Genomic DNA, 17,256 nt, shown 5'->3' on the forward strand with positions numbered 1-17,256 from the left:
AGATTACAAGGTGGTAGGATGGCAATTGATTGGGAAAACTTCTTAGATCCGTATATCCAAGCAGTTGGGGAATTAAAAATCAAACTGCGTGGGATTCGTAAGCAATATCGTAAGCAACAAAAGCATTCTCCAATTGAGTTTGTCACAGGACGGGTCAAACCGATTGAGAGTATTCGTGAAAAGATGGTCCGAAGAAATATTTCTGAAGAAAATCTGGCTCAGGATATGCAAGATATTGCTGGTCTTCGCATCATGGTTCAGTTTGTGGACGATGTGGATGAGATTCTAGAGGTTCTGAGACAACGGCAGGATATGCGCGTGGTCCAAGAGCGAGACTACATCCGCCACAAGAAATCAAGTGGCTACCGGAGTTACCACGTCGTTGTCGAGTACCCGGTCGATACCATTGATGGAAATGAAACGATCTTAGCAGAGATTCAAATTCGGACTTTGTCCATGAATTTTTGGGCAACCATTGAACACTCGCTCAATTATAAATATAAAGGAGACTTTCCAGACGAGATCAAAAAACGCTTAGAGACGACAGCAAACCTGGCCTATCTCTTGGATGAAGAGATGGGGGCAATTCGGGATGCGATTCAGGAGGCTCAAGCCCTGTTTGATCCACTTCATCGTAAGTTAAATGATGGCGTTGGAAATAGTGATGACACAGATGAAGACTACAGGTAAAAAAGTATCCATTATTCGCAATCGCAAGCGTCAAAGTGAAGAGGTTTTTCAGCAGTTGCGCTACAAGCTTCGGAAAAATAATTTTATTTTGACGGAGAAGCACCCGGATATTGTGATTTCAATTGGTGGCGATGGGATGTTGCTATCAGCCTTTCACAAGTATGAACACCAGTTGGATCGGGTGCGATTTGTTGGTGTCCATACCGGACACTTAGGATTCTATACGGATTATTTAGACAGTGAAATCGATAAGCTGGTTGAGAACTTAAAATATGATACTGGAGCTAAGGTTTCTTACCCTATTTTGAATGTCAAGATCACTTTCGACAATGGGGAAACCCGTACCATGAGAGCGTTGAACGAAGCAACGATTAAGAGAAGCGACCGGACCATGGTTGCCGATCTCACGATTAATGGAGTGGATTTTGAGCGCTTCAGAGGAGACGGGATTACCGTTTCGACTCCTACAGGAAGTACGGCTTACAACAAATCCTTGGGAGGAGCAGTCCTTCACCCAACTATTGAGGCGCTGCAGATTGCTGAGATCGCCAGTCTCAACAACCGCGTTTATCGTACCTTGGGTTCTTCTGTCATTGTCCCTAAAAAGGATAAGATCGAGATTACACCGACAAGACCTGGCTTTCACATTATCTCTGTTGATAATTCAACCTATTCTTACCGCAATATTGCAAAAGTAGAATATCAGATTGACAACCATAAGATTAATTTTGTGGCAAGCTCCAGTCACACCAGTTTCTGGAATCGGGTCAAGGATGCCTTTATCGGAGATGATAGAGAATGAGATTTGAATTCATTGTCGATGAGCATGTCAAGGTTAAGACCTTCCTGAAAAAGCATGAGGTTTCTAAGGGCCTCTTAGCAAAGATTAAGTTTCGTGGTGGCCAGATCCTTGTCAATGGACGTCCGGAGAATGCGATTTATTTGTTGGATATTGGGGATCGCTTGGTCATTGATATTCCAGCAGAAGAAGGGTTCGAAACCCTAAAACCCATGGATCGGCCTTTGGATATTTTGTTTGAAGATGATCATTTTTTGGTTTTAAACAAACCCTTTGGGATTGCTTCTATTCCAAGTGCGATTCATTCCAATACCTTAGCAAATTTTGTAAAAGGCTACTATGTGAAGCAGGGCTACGAGAACCAGCAGGTTCACATTGTCACTCGCTTGGACAAGGATACAAGTGGCGTCATGCTCTTTGCCAAACATGGCTATGCCCATGCCCGCTTGGATAAGCAATTGCAGTCTAAATCGATTCAGAAACGCTATTATGCCTTGGTCAAGGGATCTGGGAAGCTTGATCCTGTCGGAGAGATTATTGCTCCGATTGCGCGTGATGAAGAGTCGATCATTACTCGAAAGGTAGCAAAAGGTGGCAAGTATGCTCATACTAGCTACCAGGTCGTTCAATCTTTTGGTGATATTTACCTAGTGGATATTCAGTTACACACAGGTCGAACCCATCAGATCCGCGTTCATTTTTCCCATATTGGTTTTCCACTCTTGGGAGATGATCTCTATGGCGGGAGTTTAGAAGACGGCATTGAGCGCCAGGCTCTTCATTGCCATCGTCTATCCTATTATCATCCATTTCTAGAGGAAGAATTGGTCATAGAAAGTCCACTACCTCCAGATTTTCAAGCTGTATTAACACAGCTTCAAACAAGTTATTAATTATTAAAAGGAGTAAAACTCATGGAAGTTTTTGAAAATCTCAAAGCCAACCTCGTTGGTAAGAATGCACGTATTGTATTACCTGAAGGTGAAGAGCCTCGTATTCTCCAAGCAGCAAAACGAATTGTGAACGAGACAGATGTAACCCCTGTATTGCTTGGTAATCCAGATAAAATTCGTATTTACCTCGAAATCGAAGGGGTTTTGGAAGGATATGAAGTTATTGATCCGCATTCTTATCCAGGTTTTGAAGAGATGGTAGCTTCCTTGGTAGATCGTCGTAAGGGAAAAATGACAGAAGAAGAAGCACGTCAAATCTTGAAAGACGACGTTAACTATTTTGGTGTCATGTTAGTGCACATGGGAATCGTTGATGGGATGGTATCTGGGGCTATTCATTCAACAGCTGCAACTGTTCGTCCAGCTTTACAAATTATCAAAACTCGTCCAAATGTTAAACGAACTTCGGGGGCTTTCCTCATGGTACGTGGAACAGAACGTTATTTGTTTGGGGACTGTGCCATCAACATCAATCCAGATGCTGAAGGATTAGCCGAAATTGCTATCAACTCAGCTATCACAGCCAAGATGTTTGGAATTGATCCTAAAATTGCTATGTTGAGCTATTCAACAAAAGGGTCTGGTTTTGGAGAAAGTGTTGATAAGGTTGTTGAAGCGACTAAGCTTGCTCATGAACTTCGTCCAGACCTTGAAATTGACGGGGAATTGCAATTTGACGCAGCTTTTGTGCCTGAAACTGCAGCCTTGAAGGCTCCAGGAAGCAAGGTGGCAGGACAAGCTAATGTCTTTATCTTCCCTGGTATTGAAGCAGGTAACATTGGATACAAGATGGCAGAACGTCTTGGAGGCTTTGCAGCGGTAGGTCCAGTATTGCAAGGGTTGAATAAACCAGTCAACGACCTTTCTCGTGGATGTAATGCAGATGACGTCTATAAATTAACCTTGATTACGGCTGCTCAAGCTGTTGAACAATAAGAAATGCATTTAGAGAGTGGGACAGAAATCGGTAATTCGTTAGAATTCGATTTCGTCTTCCCACCTCCGCACAGTTGAGTAGGGCTGTAAAAGCTGATGAAATCAGCGTAGTAGAGCCCACTAAACCACTGCGTCTTGCTCGACAATCCAAAAATAATTGAGAGGCTAGGACTTTTGTCCCAGCCTCTTTTTCTTTATAAAATCAGAATTTCTAAACTCTAACTCATTCTATGGTATACTAGGAATATGTTAGATTTAAAAGATTACGGGATTACCATGTGGGAGGAGGAGAAAATCGCTTCCTTCCGAGAAAAGTTATTAGTCTGGTATGATGCCCATAAACGGGATCTTCCCTGGAGAAGGACCCAGGATCCTTATAAAATTTGGATCTCAGAAATTATGCTCCAGCAGACACGTGTCGATACGGTGATTCCTTATTATGAGCGTTTTTTAGACTGGTTTCCGACGGTCGCTGATTTGGCTCAAGCTCCTGAAGAAAAACTCTTAAAAGCTTGGGAAGGCTTGGGGTATTACTCACGTGTCCGCAATATGCAGAAAGCTGCCCAGCAGATAATGGAAAATCACGGAGGAGTGTTTCCATCAAGTTATGAGGAAATATCTAAACTCAAGGGAATTGGGCCTTATACAGCTGGTGCCATTGCTAGTATTGCCTTTGGTTTACCAGAGCCAGCAGTAGATGGCAATGTCATGCGTGTTTTAGCCCGTTTGTTTGAGGTGGACTACGATATTGGTGTACCGACCAATCGCAAGATTTTTCAAGCCATGATGGAAATCTTGATCGATCCGGCCCGGCCTGGTGATTTCAATCAGGCTTTGATGGATTTGGGATCAGATATTGAATCCCCAGTCAACCCACGGCCAGAAGAGAGTCCTGTTAAGGAGTTCAGCGCGGCCTACCAACATGGGACCATGGATCGTTATCCCATTAAGGCTCCTAAGAAGAAACCGGTACCTGTCTATCTAACAGCTTTTATTATCAAGGATAGTCAAGGTCGCTACTTGCTGGAGAAAAATGAGCGAGAAGGGCTTTTATCAGGTTTCTGGCATTTCCCCTTGATCGAAGTGGAAAGCCTATCTGGGAACCTAGGCCAATTATCTCTATTGGATGGGAAGGGGGAAGCAGAGCGTAACCCAGAAATTCTTTCCTTTGAACAGGACTATGATTTGGCCATTGATTGGCAGGACAGATCTTATCCTATCGTCCAGCATGTCTTTTCACATCGCAAGTGGCAGGTTCAGATTCGATACGGTCTAGTAAAAGAAGGGGAGCAACCAGCAACCGAATCGACTGTTTGGTTAACACCAGAAGAATTTTGGGACTATCCGTTTGCTAAACCTCAGCAGAAGATTTGGATGACTTTTACGGAAAATGAAAATTGAGAGTGGGACAGAAATCGGTAATTCGTTAGAATTCGATTTCGTCGTCCCACCTCCGCACAGTTGAGTAGGGCTGTAAAACTGATGAAATCAGCGTAGTAGAGCCCACTAAACCACTGCGTCTTGCTCGACAATCCAAAAATAATTGAGAGGCTAGGACTTTTGTCCCAGCCTCAATTTTTTTATAAATGAGCGAATGCTTTAATTTCTTCTTCGGACATAGATGAGTCGCAACGAACACTGACTTCTCCGGATTCAACATGTAAAAATCCAGGAACAGTTGGAATACCGTAGGTTGAGCGGAAGGCTTGTAATGCGTCTAGCTGACTTGGTTCTTCACTATTGATGAAGTAGATATGAGCTTTTGTTTCAGCTACGACAGTTGCTAACTTAGCAGCGAACTTCCGGCAGTATGGACAAGTCTTGCGTCCGATAAAGAAGGTCGCTGTTTCTTTTTGATCGATCGCTTCTTGTGCACGCGCGACAGTTGTCACTTCAAGATCTTTAATATCTTCTAAAAATTGTTCAAATTGTTCCATGAGATTACCTCGCTTTCTTCTAAGTCTAGTATGCCATATTTTCTATAAAATCGCTGGTATTTGCTACGAAAGAAAGAGAGAGTGGGACAGAAATCGGTAATTCGTTAGAATTCGATTTCGTCGTCCCACCTCCGCACAGTTGAGTAGGGCTGTAAAAGCTGATGAAATCAGCGTAGTAGAGCCCACTAAACCACTGCGTCTTGCTCAACAATCCAAAAATAATTGAGAGGCTAGGACTTTTGTCCCAGCCTCGTGTTTTAACCTACAAAAGCATTGATTTCTGCTTCGATATTGGCAATTTTTTCTTTAGCATCTGCTTCAGATTCACCAACTGTAGCGATGTAGAATTTGATTTTTGGTTCTGTACCTGAAGGACGAACGGCAAACCAGGAATCATCAGCTAAGATGTATTTAAGCACGTTACTTGGAGGAGTTGTCAATTTTTCAACGCCGTCAGCAGTAGTAGCTGTTTGTTCCAAGAAGTCTTCTGTCTTAGCAATGTCTGTCTTGTTGAATTGTTTAGGAGCATTGCCACGGAATTTATCCATGATTTTCTTGATTTCAGCAGCTCCGTCAACACCTGAAAGGGTAACAGAGATTGTTTTTTCTGCGAAGTAGCCGTATTGTTTGTAGATCTCTTCGATACCATCTGCCAAAGTCATACCACGTGAGCGGTAGTAAGCTGCGATTTCAGCAACGATAAGAACGGCTTGGATAGCATCTTTGTCACGTACGAATGGTTTGATGAGGTAACCGAAGCTTTCTTCGAAACCAAGCATGTAAGTGTGGTTGTGTTGTGTTTCAAATTCATGAATTTTTTCACCAATAAATTTGAAACCAGTCAAGACGTTAAACATCGTTGCGCCGTAGCTTTCTGCAATCTTAGTCACCAACTCAGTTGATACGATTGATTTACAAAGAGCAGCATTGGCAGGAAGAGTACCAGCTGTTTTGTGAGCTTCAAGAATATATTTAGCGATAATCGCTCCGATTTGGTTACCGGAGAGGTTGAGGTAAGAACCATCTGGTTGGCGGATTTCAACACCAAGGCGGTCAGCATCTGGGTCAGTTGCGACTAATACATCAGCGTCTACTTTGCGACCAAGTTCTTCAGCAAGAGCGAAGGCAGCTTGGCTTTCAGGGTTTGGAGATTTAACAGTTGAGAAGTCAGCATCTGGAACAGCTTGAGCTTCAACAACTTGAACAGCTTCAAATCCAGCTTGGGCAAGAGCACGACGAGCCAACATTTCACCAGTACCATGAAGTGGAGTGTAGACAATCTTCATGTCACGACCGTATTCATTGATCAAGTCTTGGTTGATGTTAACGCCTTTCACTTCTTTCAAGTATTCAGCGTCGACGTTTTCACCAATAACTTCAATCAAGCCGTTAGCTTTGCTTTCTTCAAGATCAGCTAATTGTACAGTGAAAGGATTTTCGATAGCACGGATGTAATCTGTCAATGCATCAGCATCTGCTGGAGGCATTTGTCCACCGTCTTCACCGTATACTTTGTATCCGTTAAATGGAGCTGGGTTGTGGCTAGCTGTTACCATGATCCCAGCAAATGTGTGGAGGTGACGAACAGCAAATGACAATTCAGGTGTTGGACGTAGGCTTTCAAATACATAAGATTTGATACCGTGAGCAGCCAAAACTTGAGCAGATTCAAAAGCAAACTCAGGAGAGAAGTGACGGCTATCGTAAGCAATCGCAACTCCGCGTTTTTTAGCTTCTTCCCCTTTTGAGTCAATCAATTGGGCCAACCCTTCAGTAGCTTGGCGAACAACATAAATGTTGATACGGTTGGTACCAGCACCGATTAATCCACGCATACCAGCTGTACCGAATTCTAGGTTGGTATAGAAGGCATCTTCTTTTGTTTTTTCATCCATTGCGACCAACTCATCACGAAGGTAAGCTGGTAATTCAGCAAAGTCGAGCCATTTTTGGTAGTTTTCTTGATAGGTCATGCAAGCGTCTCCTTTTTGCTTATAATTTAATCGCTTACATTATAGCAAATTTTTTCAGAAAATTCTAGCGATAATTGTAAATCTTTTCAAAAAAATAGAGCTAATTCACCATCAAAAAAAGCCAAGATAAATTGGTCTTGGCTTGATAGGTTATTTTAATTTTTCAAGAGATGGAACGACTGCACTGGTAATGAGGGCTGTCGCAATGACTTCGATGAGAGAGTTGGTAGATACAATCAAGGCTAGGAAATGTTGAATCCCACCTCCAAAGCTATTTCCAAAGAAGAAATAAATCCCACTTAGAACGAAAATAGTATTGGTCATAGAGCCGACAATTCCAGCGATCACAAGTCCTGTACGATTGCGGATCCAGCGATAGACGAAATAAGGGGTTACCCCGATGAGAATCCGAGGAACTATGGCAATGAGAAGGGAGTAGAGGTTCCCGTGAGGGACAAAGGGACTAAAGAGATAGCTGGCTGGTGTTATAACCAGGGTATTCATGGTGAGGCTAAAGAGTCCCATGAGGAGTCCTAAGATAGCTCCAGTCCGTGGACCGTATATAATAGAGGCGATCACGACAGGAATATGAACCAAGGTTGGTTGAATTCCTGATGGAACAAATTGCAGAATGAAAGACGTCACAAAGTGAATGGTAATCATCACCGCAAAAAAGATGGCAATTCGTGAAATAGAAGATGACTTTCTCATAAACAATTCTCCTTAACAGCTTCAACAATAGTTTTTACAGTTGCTAGGGCTCCAGAACCTTTGTCCCCACAAGCAAGAACAGCATCACGAGGTTGAATAATCTGGTAGCCATAGTCTTGTAAAAGTTTTAGATTTCGTTGGGTAGCGGGATGTTCTAGCATTTTTGTATTCATAGCAGGGGCCAGTAATTTTTTAGTCCTTTGAGGCAAGGCTAGAGCTGTGCTTGTGACCATATTATCTGCCAGTCCCATAGCCAATTTAGCAATGGTATTGGCACTGGCTGGCGCGACAAGAAAGAGGTCAGTTTCTTTCCCAATGTCGATGTGCTCGATCCGCTGTGGATCGTCTTCCATCATAACATCTAGCCCTACTTGGTTTTTTGAAAGAACTTGCAAGGTTAAAGGGGTGATGAATTTTCTGGCTGAAGGGGTCATGAGGACTTTCACTTCAAAGCCCAATTTGGTTAGTTGGCTGGTAATATCAGCAGCTTTATAGGCGGAAATACTACCGGTAACCGCTAAAGTAATGTGTGTCATATGTTCCTTTTTATTTGATATAACGTAGGATAGCCTCTGCGATTTCTGTTTTCGTAGAAGCTTCTAGGACCTGATCATCTGTCACTAGATAGGCTTGATGCTGACCGTTCTGAATCTTGGTCAGATCATTGGCAACGATCATGCTGGCATGATTTTTAACCAGGCTTTCACGCGCTACCTGGATCAACTCTTCAGAAGAAACGTCGACTAATAGCTTAAAGCCGATCAGTTGAATAGCAGGGCTCCATTCTTTGACGAGCGAGATAATCTTGGGATTTTTCTTTAGAAAGAGTACCTGGTATTCTTCTTTGGAAGAAATTTTCGCTTCCTGATTTTCGCGATGGATAAAGGTATGGAGATCTTGAGCTTTCTCAACTTCATCAAGGCCTGTCATGTAAACAGGTGTGTAGTCTGAGACTGCCATAGCGTGAATCAAAACCTGATGTTGAGGGACTTCCGTTTTCATTTGTGTGAGAAGTTCTTCGACATTCTGGACCAATAGAAGGTGAAGGTGTGGGTGAGGATCGGGTTTAAGCGCGGTAGGCGTTGTGATCAAGGTTACCTGATGTCCCTTTGCAAGAGCCATTTCTGCAAGGATTTTCCCTAGGCTCCCGGTGGAATGATTGGTGATCGCACGAACCCTATCAATGGCTTCGCTCGTCCCGCCTGATGTAATTAAAATATGCATATGCTTATTTTACAAAAAAAAGATACGTAAGTAAAGTTCTGAAGCTATTAGGATTAGCTATGTGTAGCCATAAAATTTAGATAAAAAACGAACGTTCGATTCAAAAGGTGGAAAAACCATGTTATTTTCGCGAATTTTAGGTATAATAGATCTATCAAATATAAAGGAGTCCCTTATGAAAACAGATATCGAAATTGCTCAAAGCATTGAACTCCAACCGATTGTGGACGTTGTTAAGAAGATTGGTTTGGTAGACGATGATCTTGAATTGTATGGAAAATACAAGGCGAAATTGAGCTTTGATAAGATTCGTGAAGTTGAGAAAAATCCAGTAGGAAAACTTATCTTAGTCACTGCGATCAACCCAACTCCAGCTGGAGAAGGGAAATCAACCATCACCATTGGTCTAGCAGATGCTTTGAATAAAATCGGTAAAAAAACCATGATTGCCATTCGCGAACCTTCTTTAGGTCCAGTTATGGGGATTAAAGGTGGTGCTGCTGGTGGTGGTTATGCCCAAGTTCTACCGATGGAAGACATCAACCTTCATTTCACAGGGGATATGCATGCGATCACAACGGCTAATAACGCTCTCTCAGCATTGATTGATAATCATTTGCACCAAGGAAATGAGCTAGGAATTGACCAACGTCGGATTATCTGGAAACGGGTAGTGGACTTGAATGACCGCGCTCTTCGTCATGTTTCTGTTGGCCTTGGCGGTCCTTTAAATGGGATTCCGCGTGAAGACGGTTTTGATATTACTGTTGCTTCTGAGATCATGGCCATCCTTTGCTTGGCGACAGATATTGAAGATTTGAAACGTCGTTTGGCCAACATTGTAATTGGTTACCGCTATGATCGTAGTCCAGTTTATGTCCGTGATTTAGAAGTAGAAGGGGCTCTTGCCTTAATCCTCAAAGATGCGATCAAGCCAAACTTGGTTCAAACCATCTATGGTACACCTGCCTTTGTTCACGGTGGTCCATTTGCAAATATTGCTCATGGATGTAACTCTGTATTAGCAACGACGACAGCTCTTCATTTAGCAGATTATACGATTACAGAAGCTGGTTTTGGGGCTGACCTCGGTGCTGAAAAATTCCTCGATATTAAAACTCCAAACTTGCCTACATCACCAGATGCAGTCGTAATCGTAGCGACTCTCCGTGCTCTTAAGATGAACGGTGGAGTGACCAAGGATGCTTTGACTGAAGAAAATGTAGAGGCTGTTCGTGCTGGTTTTGCCAACTTGAAACGTCACGTTGAAAATATCCGTAAGTTTGGCATTCCTGCAGTGGTTGCCATCAATGAATTTATCACCGATACAGAAGCAGAAATTGCTGCTTTGAAAGTATTGTGTGCTGAAATTGATGTACCAGTTGAGCTTGCGAGCGTATGGGCGAATGGTGCTGACGGTGGAGTTGAACTTGCTGAAACGCTGGTCAAGACTATTGAAACAAGTCCAGCTAACTACACACGCTTGTATGATAACAACCTTTCTGTTGAAGAAAAAATTGAAAAGATTGTTACAGAGATTTACCGCGGTACTAAGGTGAATTTTGAGAAGAAAGCCAAGACACAAATTGCCCAAATCGTGAAAAATGGATGGGATAAGTTGCCAATCTGTATGGCCAAAACACAATATAGCTTCTCCGATAATCCAAACGCCTTGGGAGCTCCTGAAAACTTTGAAATCACTATTCGTGAAGTGGTTCCAAAATTGGGAGCAGGCTTTATTGTCGCTTTGACTGGGGATGTCATGACCATGCCTGGTTTACCAAAACGTCCAGCTGCTTTGAATATGGATGTGGCTGCTGATGGAACAGCCATCGGTTTGTTCTAATAGCTAGATATCTAAAAACAACTTCTGTTCAAATGAGCAGAAGTTGTTTTGGTCTTATTAATCAATCATTATTCAGTAAGGAGTTGGTACCTGATTTTTCGATAGATTATGATGAGCTGTAGAGTCATGGGAATCCAGATAAGGGGTTCGCAGAGAATGACCCCCATGTAGCCGGTGTGAGGAATAATCCACAGAACGAAGAAAATTTTTCCAAACAATTCAATAAAACTGGATGTGAGTGGGGTTAATTTTTTACCCATTCCCTGTAGGGCATTTCTCAGGATGATGAGACTCGCCAAAATAGGATAAAAGCAAGAGCTGATCTGGAGATAAAGACTGGCATTTGCAATGAGATCAGGATTTGTCGAGCCGGAAATAAAGCTGGTTATAGACGGACTTGTGAAGAATAGAAGAGCAGCAACCAAGACAGACCAAACCCAAGAAAGAAGGTTGGCAATGGTAACGCCTTTTTTGATCCGCTGGAATTGCTCTGCGCCAAAATTCTGCGAGATAAAAGTTGTGATACTTGAGGCGATAGCTGTAATCGGTAAAACGGCAAAGGACATGATGCGACGGGCTGCGACCTGTGCACTGATAATGGTTGTTCCAAGCTGATTAATAGCGGATTGGAGGATAACCGTTCCGATCGAAACGATGGAAGTCATGAGGCCCATGGCAAGGCCCTGACTTAGCAGATCCTGATAAAGCTCCTTGTCCCAAACAAAATCCTTGCGATGTGGGAGCAGAAAAGGGACCTTCTTACGAATATAGAGAAGACAAAGAAGGGCCGAAATACCCTGAGCAATAATGGTTGCAATCCCAGCAGATTGAACTCCAAGATGAAGTTGGGTAATAAAATAAAGATCGAGAAGAATATTGAGAATGGCAGCGATAATCAGGAAGTAGAGTGCCGCTAGACTATCGCCAACCGCTCTAAGAAGTCCGGCACAAAGATTATAGGCAAAGGTCACAGCCACACCATTAACAATGGTAGCGATATAGAGATAAGACTGAGACACAATTGCTGATGGGGTCCCTAAAAACTGGAGCAGTGGATAAAGTCCGACAGCGCCAATGAAGATCACGAAGAGACTGAGGATGCAACCAATAATAGCAGTTGCGGCGACTGATTTTCGTAATTGGTCTTCGTTTTTAGCCCCATAATTTCTCGCGATAATAATCCCCATCCCATTGCCAACACCGACAGCAAATCCAACAATCAAATCAAAAATAGCAGAGGTTGCCCCAATGGCGGCCAAAGATTTTTGACCTAAAAAACGCCCTACAATCATGACATCTGAGGTATTGTAGAGTTGTTGGAAGATATTGGATAAAAGAATAGGAAAGGCAAAACTCAAAAGAGCGGGTAAAATAGGACCATTTATGAGATCTACACGTTGAATTCTTTTCATAGTGTCATTATACCAACTTCAGTAACCAGCGACAAGCATCGGTAGTTGAATCCCCTTACATTTTTTGGTATAATCAGGGCAGAAAAGGAGGCTTTTATGAGCTTAACCAGCCAATTAATCACGGAAACGTTCCCAGATCTGGACAAGGTCGAGAGGCTGAATATCGAGGCATTTCCAGAAGAAGAGCGAGTTCCTTTGTCGGAATACCTGCGTTATACGGACAATGACGATGCTAATTTTTTTGCTTTTTATAACGAAGAAGAATTTGTAGGATTTGCTTTTTCTATCTATAATCAGAAAGTTTTTTATGTTAGCTTCTTTGCCATTATGCCCCACCTACGTAGCCACGGTTATGGTCAAGAAATCATTGAAAAATTGGTAGAATTTTACCAAAGAACCATGATTCTTGAAGTGGAACGTTTAGATGAAGAATGTGACAATCTAGAGCAACGCCAGTCTCGGATGGATTTCTATAAGCGAAATGGATTTAAAACTGCCAATGCCTTTTTAGAATACGAAGGACTGAGCTTTGAAATTCTCTATCGGGGTGATCACTTTGATGAAGAGGCTTATCGCGATATTTTCCGTAAACTGCAGGAAGAAAATTATTTCGATTTCCGCATTAAATATAGACGCTTTAGTGACCACTAGACAAGAAAGGGAGTGGAAAAGAACTCTGATTAGTTAAAAAGAGTTCGTCTTCCCACCCCCGCACAGTTGATTAGGTCATCTTTGTAGCTTGAAAAGCGAACAAAGATGCCAATCAACCACTGCGTCATATAGTTACTTCTATCAAGCATAGAAGGAAGGCTGGACAGTTTTTGCCCAGCCTCTTTTAGTTTAGATGTTGAATGAAGAACTCAATCAGTTTCATGATTTGTGTAAAGAACCAAGGCAGAAACAGAAGAGCTAGGAAGGTAACATGCCATTTCCAATAGAGTGAAACCAAGCCGACGGTTTCTCGAATCCAAGCGGATGGGAGGTAGTAAAAGGCTGTTCTCGAACCGATACTTCGACCAGGTATTTTCAATCGTCTCATAAAGACACCTGCACGGAGCGCGTGAAAAGAATTGGTTACCAAAAGGACTCGCTTGCCAAGCCCCTCTTCTTCAAGGATACGCTTGCTAAAGGTCAGGTTTTCAAAAGTAGTACGAGAGCGATTCTCGATGAGAATGGCGTCTTCTGGAACCCCGTGTTCTATCAAGTATCCGGCCATAGCTTCCGCCTCAGCGATGAGCTCATCTGACCCTTGACCACCAGAAACAATCAGCTTTGGTCGTCTCTCAAACTGCTCATAGATGGCCTTTCCCTTCTCAAGACGCTGGGCCAAGAGTGGGGGAACCTTGTCTCCAATCAAACCTGAGCCAAGGATGATGATGGCGTCTGGCTCTTTGCCAACTGGAAAGAGATTGCAAAAAGTCCCATAGGATACATAAGAGAGGTAGAGAAAGGTCATGTAAAACAGGGCGAAGTCAGTCAGATAAATGAGGATGTCATTCCCTGGGAAATAGGGTAGAAAATGTAGTGCCAAAGCTCCGATAATAAACAGTCCATAAAGCAGAGAGAGGAGGTTGGCCAGTCTTTTTCCTTCAAAAAGCATCATTTGACGGCCGTTAAAAAGGAGAAAGATAGATGAGAAAATAATGCTGAGAAAAACGAAGATGGAAATCACAACAAAGACAATAATTGCAATTTGTTGATTAAACCATAGCTCAGTTCGAACGACTAGTAGAAATGCAGAAATCAGTAGAAGAAGCCCCAGGTTTATCGAAAAGAGATAAGCATTAAAAATTCTTCTGCGATCACTCATAAAGAACAATAAAAAGATAAGAGCTGGAAATAACCAGAATAGATATAGATACATGCTTTACTCCTTAAAAATCTTACATCCATTGTACCATAATAAGGGAGATCTATAGCTTATTGTTCATGCAAATTAGTTGCATTCTTCAAATGAATTTGATAAAGTTAAGATTATCGTTTTTTTTTAAGGAGATAGTATGTTACGAAAAGGTTCCCTGACAGGTTTATTACTGTTTGGTATTTTTTTTGGTGCTGGAAACCTGATTTTCCCACCGGCTCTTGGTGCTTTATCGGGTAATCAATTTTGGCCAGCTATTGCTGGGTTTGTCCTTTCAGGAGTGGGAATTGCCATTGTGACCTTGATTATCGGGACACTTAATCCCAAAGGATATATTCATGAGATTTCTCGTAAAGTTTCACCTGTTTTCGCGATTGTATACTTAGTTGCGCTTTATCTTTCGATTGGTCCTTTCTTTGCCATTCCAAGGACAGCGACGGTATCTTTCGAAGTGGGGATAGCACCTCTATTAGGTGGAATGAATGCTAGTTTAGCACTTTTCGTTTTTACCCTGGTCTACTTTTTGCTAGCCTTTCTGATTGCCTTGAATCCATCTAAGATTCTAGATCGGATCGGGCGTATTTTGACCCCAATCTTTGCGATTCTCATTTTGATCTTGGTCATTCTTGCAGCTTTAAAATACAGTGGACACGCTCCAATGGTAGCCACAAAAGCCTATCAGGCTTCTGCCTTTGGGCAAGGATTTTTAGAGGGGTACAATACCTTGGATGCCTTGGCATCTGTTGCCTTTAGTGTGATCGCAGTGACTACCTTGAATCAACTTGGATTTTCAAGTAAGAAAGAATATATCAAAACTATTTGGCTGGTTGGAATTGTCGTAGCACTTGGTTTTAGTGTGCTTTATATCGGTTTAGGATATCTGGGGAATCATTTTCCAATTCCGGCTTCTGTTATGGCATCTGATACCAATAAAGGAGTGTATGTATTATCAGAAGCGACCAAAGCGATCTTTGGTCCAACTGCGCAGATTTTCCTAGCAGGAATGGTGACGGTAACTTGCTTTACCACAACTGCTGGTTTAATCGTCTCTACCAGTGAATTCTTCCATAGCACTTTCCCTAAGGTTTCTTATAAGGTCTATGCAAGTGTCTTCACTCTGATTGGTTTTGCAATTGCAAACCTTGGCTTGAATGCCATTATTGCCTTTTCATTACCAGTCTTGATGATTCTTTACCCAATCACCATTACCATTGTATTGATTGTGATAGTGAATAAATTTGTGGCCCTTTCAAAACCAGGGATGCAATTGACTATTTTCTTAGCCAGCTTGGTCTCTGTTGCAAGTGTTCTAGCAAGTACCTTTAAAATTTCACTAGTAGAAAAGGGGATTGCTTTGCTTCCATTTGCTGCTCAATCTCTTCCATGGTTGGTGCCAGTAGTCATCGGAATTCTTTTATCGCTCGTATTACCAAATAAACAAACGGCAGAAGAATAAGTAATATTAGAAACTCTAAAGTTTTGTGCTTTAGAGTTTTTTTGAAACTAGTATCCAATTCCAAATTTTAGTAAAAAAACGTAGCGGAAATTTTTATTATAGGTCAATCAATGTTATACTGAATGTAGCATATCAATATACGGAGTGAACTATGAATCTAATCGTTTTTTCACTGACAGTTTTTCTTGCAGGTATTCTGTCTTTCTTTTCTCCCTGTGTCTTTCCTTTGCTACCAGTATATATTGGAATCTTGCTAGGAAGTGATCAGGAAAAGGCTATCCGATTGTTCGGGAAGAAGATTCGCTGGCATGGCTTGCTGAAAACCCTTTGTTTTATTGCCGGTATTTCGGTTATTTTCCTCCTCATTGGTTTTGGAGCGGGCTTGCTTGGACAAGTCATTTATAGTCCTTGGTTCCGTTATCTGATGGGAGCCCTCATCATTATCCTTGGTCTTCATCAGATGGAAGTCTTTCACTTTCATTTCCTTGAGAAGCAAAAAACAATGGATTTTGGAGCCAACAAACAGAAGAATGAATTGTTCTCAGCTTTTCTCCTTGGTCTTGGCTTTAGTTTTGGTTGGACCCCTTGTATTGGTCCGGTATTGGGATCAGTTCTTGCTTTAGCAGCATCAGATGGGCAGGATGCTCTTATGGGAGCTGTTTATCTCCTTGTTTATACATTGGGAATGGCCCTTCCGTTTTTACTGTTGGCCTTAGCATCTAGTCTGGTCCTACCTTACTTTAATCGTCTCAAACCCCATTTGTTGTTGCTGAAGAAAATCGGCGGAGCCATCATTATTCTGATGGGAATTCTCTTACTTTTGGGACAATTGAACAGTTTGTCATCTATTTTTTCATAAAAATATCGGAGGTTAAACGCATGATGAAAGGTTTTAAATATGCTTGTTTCTCAGTACTTTCTCTAGCTTTGCTGTCAGCTTGTTCCATGAATCAATCCAGTGAGAGTAGTATGGACAATCAGCCAACAATGAATACAACAACGAATAAGAATCCTTTGGTAGGAAAAGACGCTAGTGACTTTGAACTAAAGGATATGAAGGGGAATACGGTCAAACTTTCAGACTATAGAGGCAAAAAAGTCTATTTGAAATTTTGGGCAACCTGGTGTGGTCCTTGCCGGCAAAGTATGCCTGAATTAGAGAAATTGGTCAAGGATACGGATAGAGACTTTGAAATTCTGACCATTATGGCACCAGGACTCCAAGGTGAAAAAACAGAAGAAGAATTCGTCAAATGGTTTGACCAACAAGATTACAAGTCCGTACCGGTCTTGTACAATCCAGACGGTTCTGCATTCGCAGATTATCAGGTTCGCTCTATTCCTACAGAAGTCTTTATAGACAGTCATGGGAAAATTGGACATGTCCAATTAGGGGCTATTTCAAACGAAGATGCTAAGAAGATTATCAAAGACTTACCATAAAAAAATGAAGCACGA

The 17,256-nt window shown here is 42.0% G+C and carries 18 protein-coding genes; 10 read left to right on the forward strand and 8 right to left on the reverse strand.

Features of this window, described 5'->3' with window-relative positions; all coding sequences use genetic code 11:
• The first annotated feature begins 18 nt into the window (after positions 1-18).
• From HMPREF0833_RS02300 to mutY, 5 genes are all read left to right on the forward strand, one after another.
• Entirely contained in the window at positions 19-690 is a 672-nt protein-coding gene (locus tag HMPREF0833_RS02300; protein WP_013903523.1) for a GTP pyrophosphokinase, read from the forward strand.
• Positions 674-1,492: an NAD kinase gene (locus HMPREF0833_RS02305; protein ID WP_282184817.1), complete on the forward strand. Its 819-nt coding sequence runs from the start codon at positions 674-676 to the stop codon at positions 1,490-1,492. Before HMPREF0833_RS02300 ends, HMPREF0833_RS02305 begins: the two co-directional genes overlap by 17 nt.
• A complete protein-coding gene (locus HMPREF0833_RS02310; RefSeq protein WP_013903524.1) occupies positions 1,489-2,382 on the forward strand; it encodes an RluA family pseudouridine synthase in 894 nt (297 codons plus the stop codon). Before HMPREF0833_RS02305 ends, HMPREF0833_RS02310 begins: the two co-directional genes overlap by 4 nt.
• A 21-nt stretch (positions 2,383-2,403) precedes the next feature.
• Positions 2,404-3,378 carry a phosphate acetyltransferase gene (gene pta / locus HMPREF0833_RS02315; RefSeq protein ID WP_013903525.1) on the forward strand — a complete coding sequence of 325 codons (975 nt, stop codon included), beginning with the start codon at positions 2,404-2,406 and terminating at the stop codon, positions 3,376-3,378.
• A 246-nt stretch (positions 3,379-3,624) separates the two neighbouring features.
• Positions 3,625-4,779: an A/G-specific adenine glycosylase gene (gene mutY / locus HMPREF0833_RS02320; protein ID WP_013903526.1), complete on the forward strand. Its 1,155-nt coding sequence runs from the start codon at positions 3,625-3,627 to the stop codon at positions 4,777-4,779.
• Between the two features lie 179 nt (positions 4,780-4,958).
• Here the strand turns inward: mutY and HMPREF0833_RS02325 are convergent, their stop codons facing one another.
• The 6 genes from HMPREF0833_RS02325 to HMPREF0833_RS02345 all read right to left on the reverse strand — a co-directional run bounded on the left by HMPREF0833_RS02325 (position 4,959) and on the right by HMPREF0833_RS02345 (position 9,223).
• Positions 4,959-5,315, reverse strand: a complete 357-nt coding sequence (locus HMPREF0833_RS02325) for a thiol reductase thioredoxin (protein WP_013903527.1) — start codon at positions 5,313-5,315, stop codon at positions 4,959-4,961.
• Between the two features lie 25 nt (positions 5,316-5,340).
• A complete protein-coding gene (locus tag HMPREF0833_RS11095; RefSeq protein WP_080559850.1) occupies positions 5,341-5,523 on the reverse strand; it encodes a hypothetical protein in 183 nt (60 codons plus the stop codon).
• Between the two features lie 49 nt (positions 5,524-5,572).
• Entirely contained in the window at positions 5,573-7,288 is a 1,716-nt protein-coding gene (locus HMPREF0833_RS02330) for a phospho-sugar mutase (RefSeq protein ID WP_013903528.1), read from the reverse strand.
• 150 nt (positions 7,289-7,438) lie between these two features.
• Complete coding sequence (locus HMPREF0833_RS02335; RefSeq protein ID WP_013903529.1) at positions 7,439-7,999, reverse strand: ECF transporter S component; 561 nt, start codon at positions 7,997-7,999, stop codon at positions 7,439-7,441.
• Positions 7,996-8,535 carry a phosphopantothenoylcysteine decarboxylase gene (gene coaC, locus HMPREF0833_RS02340; RefSeq protein ID WP_013903530.1) on the reverse strand — a complete coding sequence of 180 codons (540 nt, stop codon included), beginning with the start codon at positions 8,533-8,535 and terminating at the stop codon, positions 7,996-7,998. The genes HMPREF0833_RS02335 and coaC overlap by 4 nt, the downstream gene beginning before the upstream one ends.
• 10 nt (positions 8,536-8,545) lie before the next feature.
• Positions 8,546-9,223: a phosphopantothenate--cysteine ligase gene (locus tag HMPREF0833_RS02345; protein ID WP_013903531.1), complete on the reverse strand. Its 678-nt coding sequence runs from the start codon at positions 9,221-9,223 to the stop codon at positions 8,546-8,548.
• Between the two features lie 175 nt (positions 9,224-9,398).
• Between HMPREF0833_RS02345 and HMPREF0833_RS02350 the strand changes: the two genes are divergently transcribed.
• On the forward strand, positions 9,399-11,069 hold the full coding sequence (locus HMPREF0833_RS02350) for a formate--tetrahydrofolate ligase (protein WP_041818189.1): 1,671 nt from the start codon (positions 9,399-9,401) through the stop codon (positions 11,067-11,069).
• Between the two features lie 68 nt (positions 11,070-11,137).
• On the opposite strand, the gene HMPREF0833_RS02355 is transcribed toward HMPREF0833_RS02350, so the two are convergent.
• Entirely contained in the window at positions 11,138-12,481 is a 1,344-nt protein-coding gene (locus HMPREF0833_RS02355; protein ID WP_013903533.1) for an MATE family efflux transporter, read from the reverse strand.
• A 96-nt stretch (positions 12,482-12,577) separates the two neighbouring features.
• Here HMPREF0833_RS02355 and HMPREF0833_RS02360 point away from each other — a divergent pair, with 96 nt between their 5' ends.
• Positions 12,578-13,132, forward strand: coding sequence for a GNAT family N-acetyltransferase (locus tag HMPREF0833_RS02360; RefSeq protein ID WP_003011957.1), 555 nt, complete (start codon positions 12,578-12,580; stop codon positions 13,130-13,132).
• Positions 13,133-13,316: 184 nt separating this feature from the next.
• On the opposite strand, the gene HMPREF0833_RS02365 is transcribed toward HMPREF0833_RS02360, so the two are convergent.
• Positions 13,317-14,345, reverse strand: coding sequence for a YdcF family protein (locus HMPREF0833_RS02365; RefSeq protein WP_013903535.1), 1,029 nt, complete (start codon positions 14,343-14,345; stop codon positions 13,317-13,319).
• A 136-nt stretch (positions 14,346-14,481) separates the two neighbouring features.
• On the opposite strand from HMPREF0833_RS02365, the gene brnQ reads away from it, so the two are divergent.
• The 3 genes from brnQ to HMPREF0833_RS02380 all read left to right on the forward strand — a co-directional run bounded on the left by brnQ (position 14,482) and on the right by HMPREF0833_RS02380 (position 17,241).
• A complete protein-coding gene (brnQ, locus tag HMPREF0833_RS02370; protein WP_013903536.1) occupies positions 14,482-15,798 on the forward strand; it encodes a branched-chain amino acid transport system II carrier protein in 1,317 nt (438 codons plus the stop codon).
• A 151-nt stretch (positions 15,799-15,949) separates the two neighbouring features.
• Complete coding sequence (gene ccdA2, locus HMPREF0833_RS02375; protein ID WP_013903537.1) at positions 15,950-16,657, forward strand: thiol-disulfide oxidoreductase-associated membrane protein CcdA2; 708 nt, start codon at positions 15,950-15,952, stop codon at positions 16,655-16,657.
• A 20-nt stretch (positions 16,658-16,677) separates the two neighbouring features.
• Positions 16,678-17,241, forward strand: coding sequence for a TlpA family protein disulfide reductase (locus HMPREF0833_RS02380; protein ID WP_013903538.1), 564 nt, complete (start codon positions 16,678-16,680; stop codon positions 17,239-17,241).
• Positions 17,242-17,256 lie beyond the last annotated feature (15 nt).

Origin of the sequence: Streptococcus parasanguinis ATCC 15912, assembly GCF_000164675.2 — a bacterium.
In the GTDB taxonomy this organism is placed as follows: domain Bacteria; phylum Bacillota; class Bacilli; order Lactobacillales; family Streptococcaceae; genus Streptococcus; species Streptococcus parasanguinis.

Excerpts from the sequence above, each read along its gene's own strand:
- HMPREF0833_RS02310 (WP_013903524.1), top strand. The coding sequence starts at position 1,489 with ATGAGATTTGAATTCATTGTCGATGAGCATGTCAAGGTTAAGACCTTC.
- pta (WP_013903525.1), top strand. The coding sequence starts at position 2,404 with ATGGAAGTTTTTGAAAATCTCAAAGCCAACCTCGTTGGTAAGAATGCA.
- HMPREF0833_RS02380 (WP_013903538.1), top strand. The coding sequence starts at position 16,678 with ATGATGAAAGGTTTTAAATATGCTTGTTTCTCAGTACTTTCTCTAGCT.
- HMPREF0833_RS02335 (WP_013903529.1), bottom strand. The coding sequence starts at position 7,999 with ATGAGAAAGTCATCTTCTATTTCACGAATTGCCATCTTTTTTGCGGTG.
- HMPREF0833_RS02325 (WP_013903527.1), bottom strand. The coding sequence starts at position 5,315 with ATGGAACAATTTGAACAATTTTTAGAAGATATTAAAGATCTTGAAGTG.
- HMPREF0833_RS02330 (WP_013903528.1), bottom strand. The coding sequence starts at position 7,288 with ATGACCTATCAAGAAAACTACCAAAAATGGCTCGACTTTGCTGAATTA.
- HMPREF0833_RS02355 (WP_013903533.1), bottom strand. The coding sequence starts at position 12,481 with ATGAAAAGAATTCAACGTGTAGATCTCATAAATGGTCCTATTTTACCC.
- coaC (WP_013903530.1), bottom strand. The coding sequence starts at position 8,535 with ATGACACACATTACTTTAGCGGTTACCGGTAGTATTTCCGCCTATAAA.
- brnQ (WP_013903536.1), top strand. The coding sequence starts at position 14,482 with ATGTTACGAAAAGGTTCCCTGACAGGTTTATTACTGTTTGGTATTTTT.
- HMPREF0833_RS02345 (WP_013903531.1), bottom strand. The coding sequence starts at position 9,223 with ATGCATATTTTAATTACATCAGGCGGGACGAGCGAAGCCATTGATAGG.
- HMPREF0833_RS02300 (WP_013903523.1), top strand. The coding sequence starts at position 19 with ATGGCAATTGATTGGGAAAACTTCTTAGATCCGTATATCCAAGCAGTT.
- mutY (WP_013903526.1), top strand. The coding sequence starts at position 3,625 with ATGTTAGATTTAAAAGATTACGGGATTACCATGTGGGAGGAGGAGAAA.
- HMPREF0833_RS02305 (WP_282184817.1), top strand. The coding sequence starts at position 674 with ATGAAGACTACAGGTAAAAAAGTATCCATTATTCGCAATCGCAAGCGT.
- ccdA2 (WP_013903537.1), top strand. The coding sequence starts at position 15,950 with ATGAATCTAATCGTTTTTTCACTGACAGTTTTTCTTGCAGGTATTCTG.
- HMPREF0833_RS02360 (WP_003011957.1), top strand. The coding sequence starts at position 12,578 with ATGAGCTTAACCAGCCAATTAATCACGGAAACGTTCCCAGATCTGGAC.
- HMPREF0833_RS02350 (WP_041818189.1), top strand. The coding sequence starts at position 9,399 with ATGAAAACAGATATCGAAATTGCTCAAAGCATTGAACTCCAACCGATT.
- HMPREF0833_RS02365 (WP_013903535.1), bottom strand. The coding sequence starts at position 14,345 with ATGTATCTATATCTATTCTGGTTATTTCCAGCTCTTATCTTTTTATTG.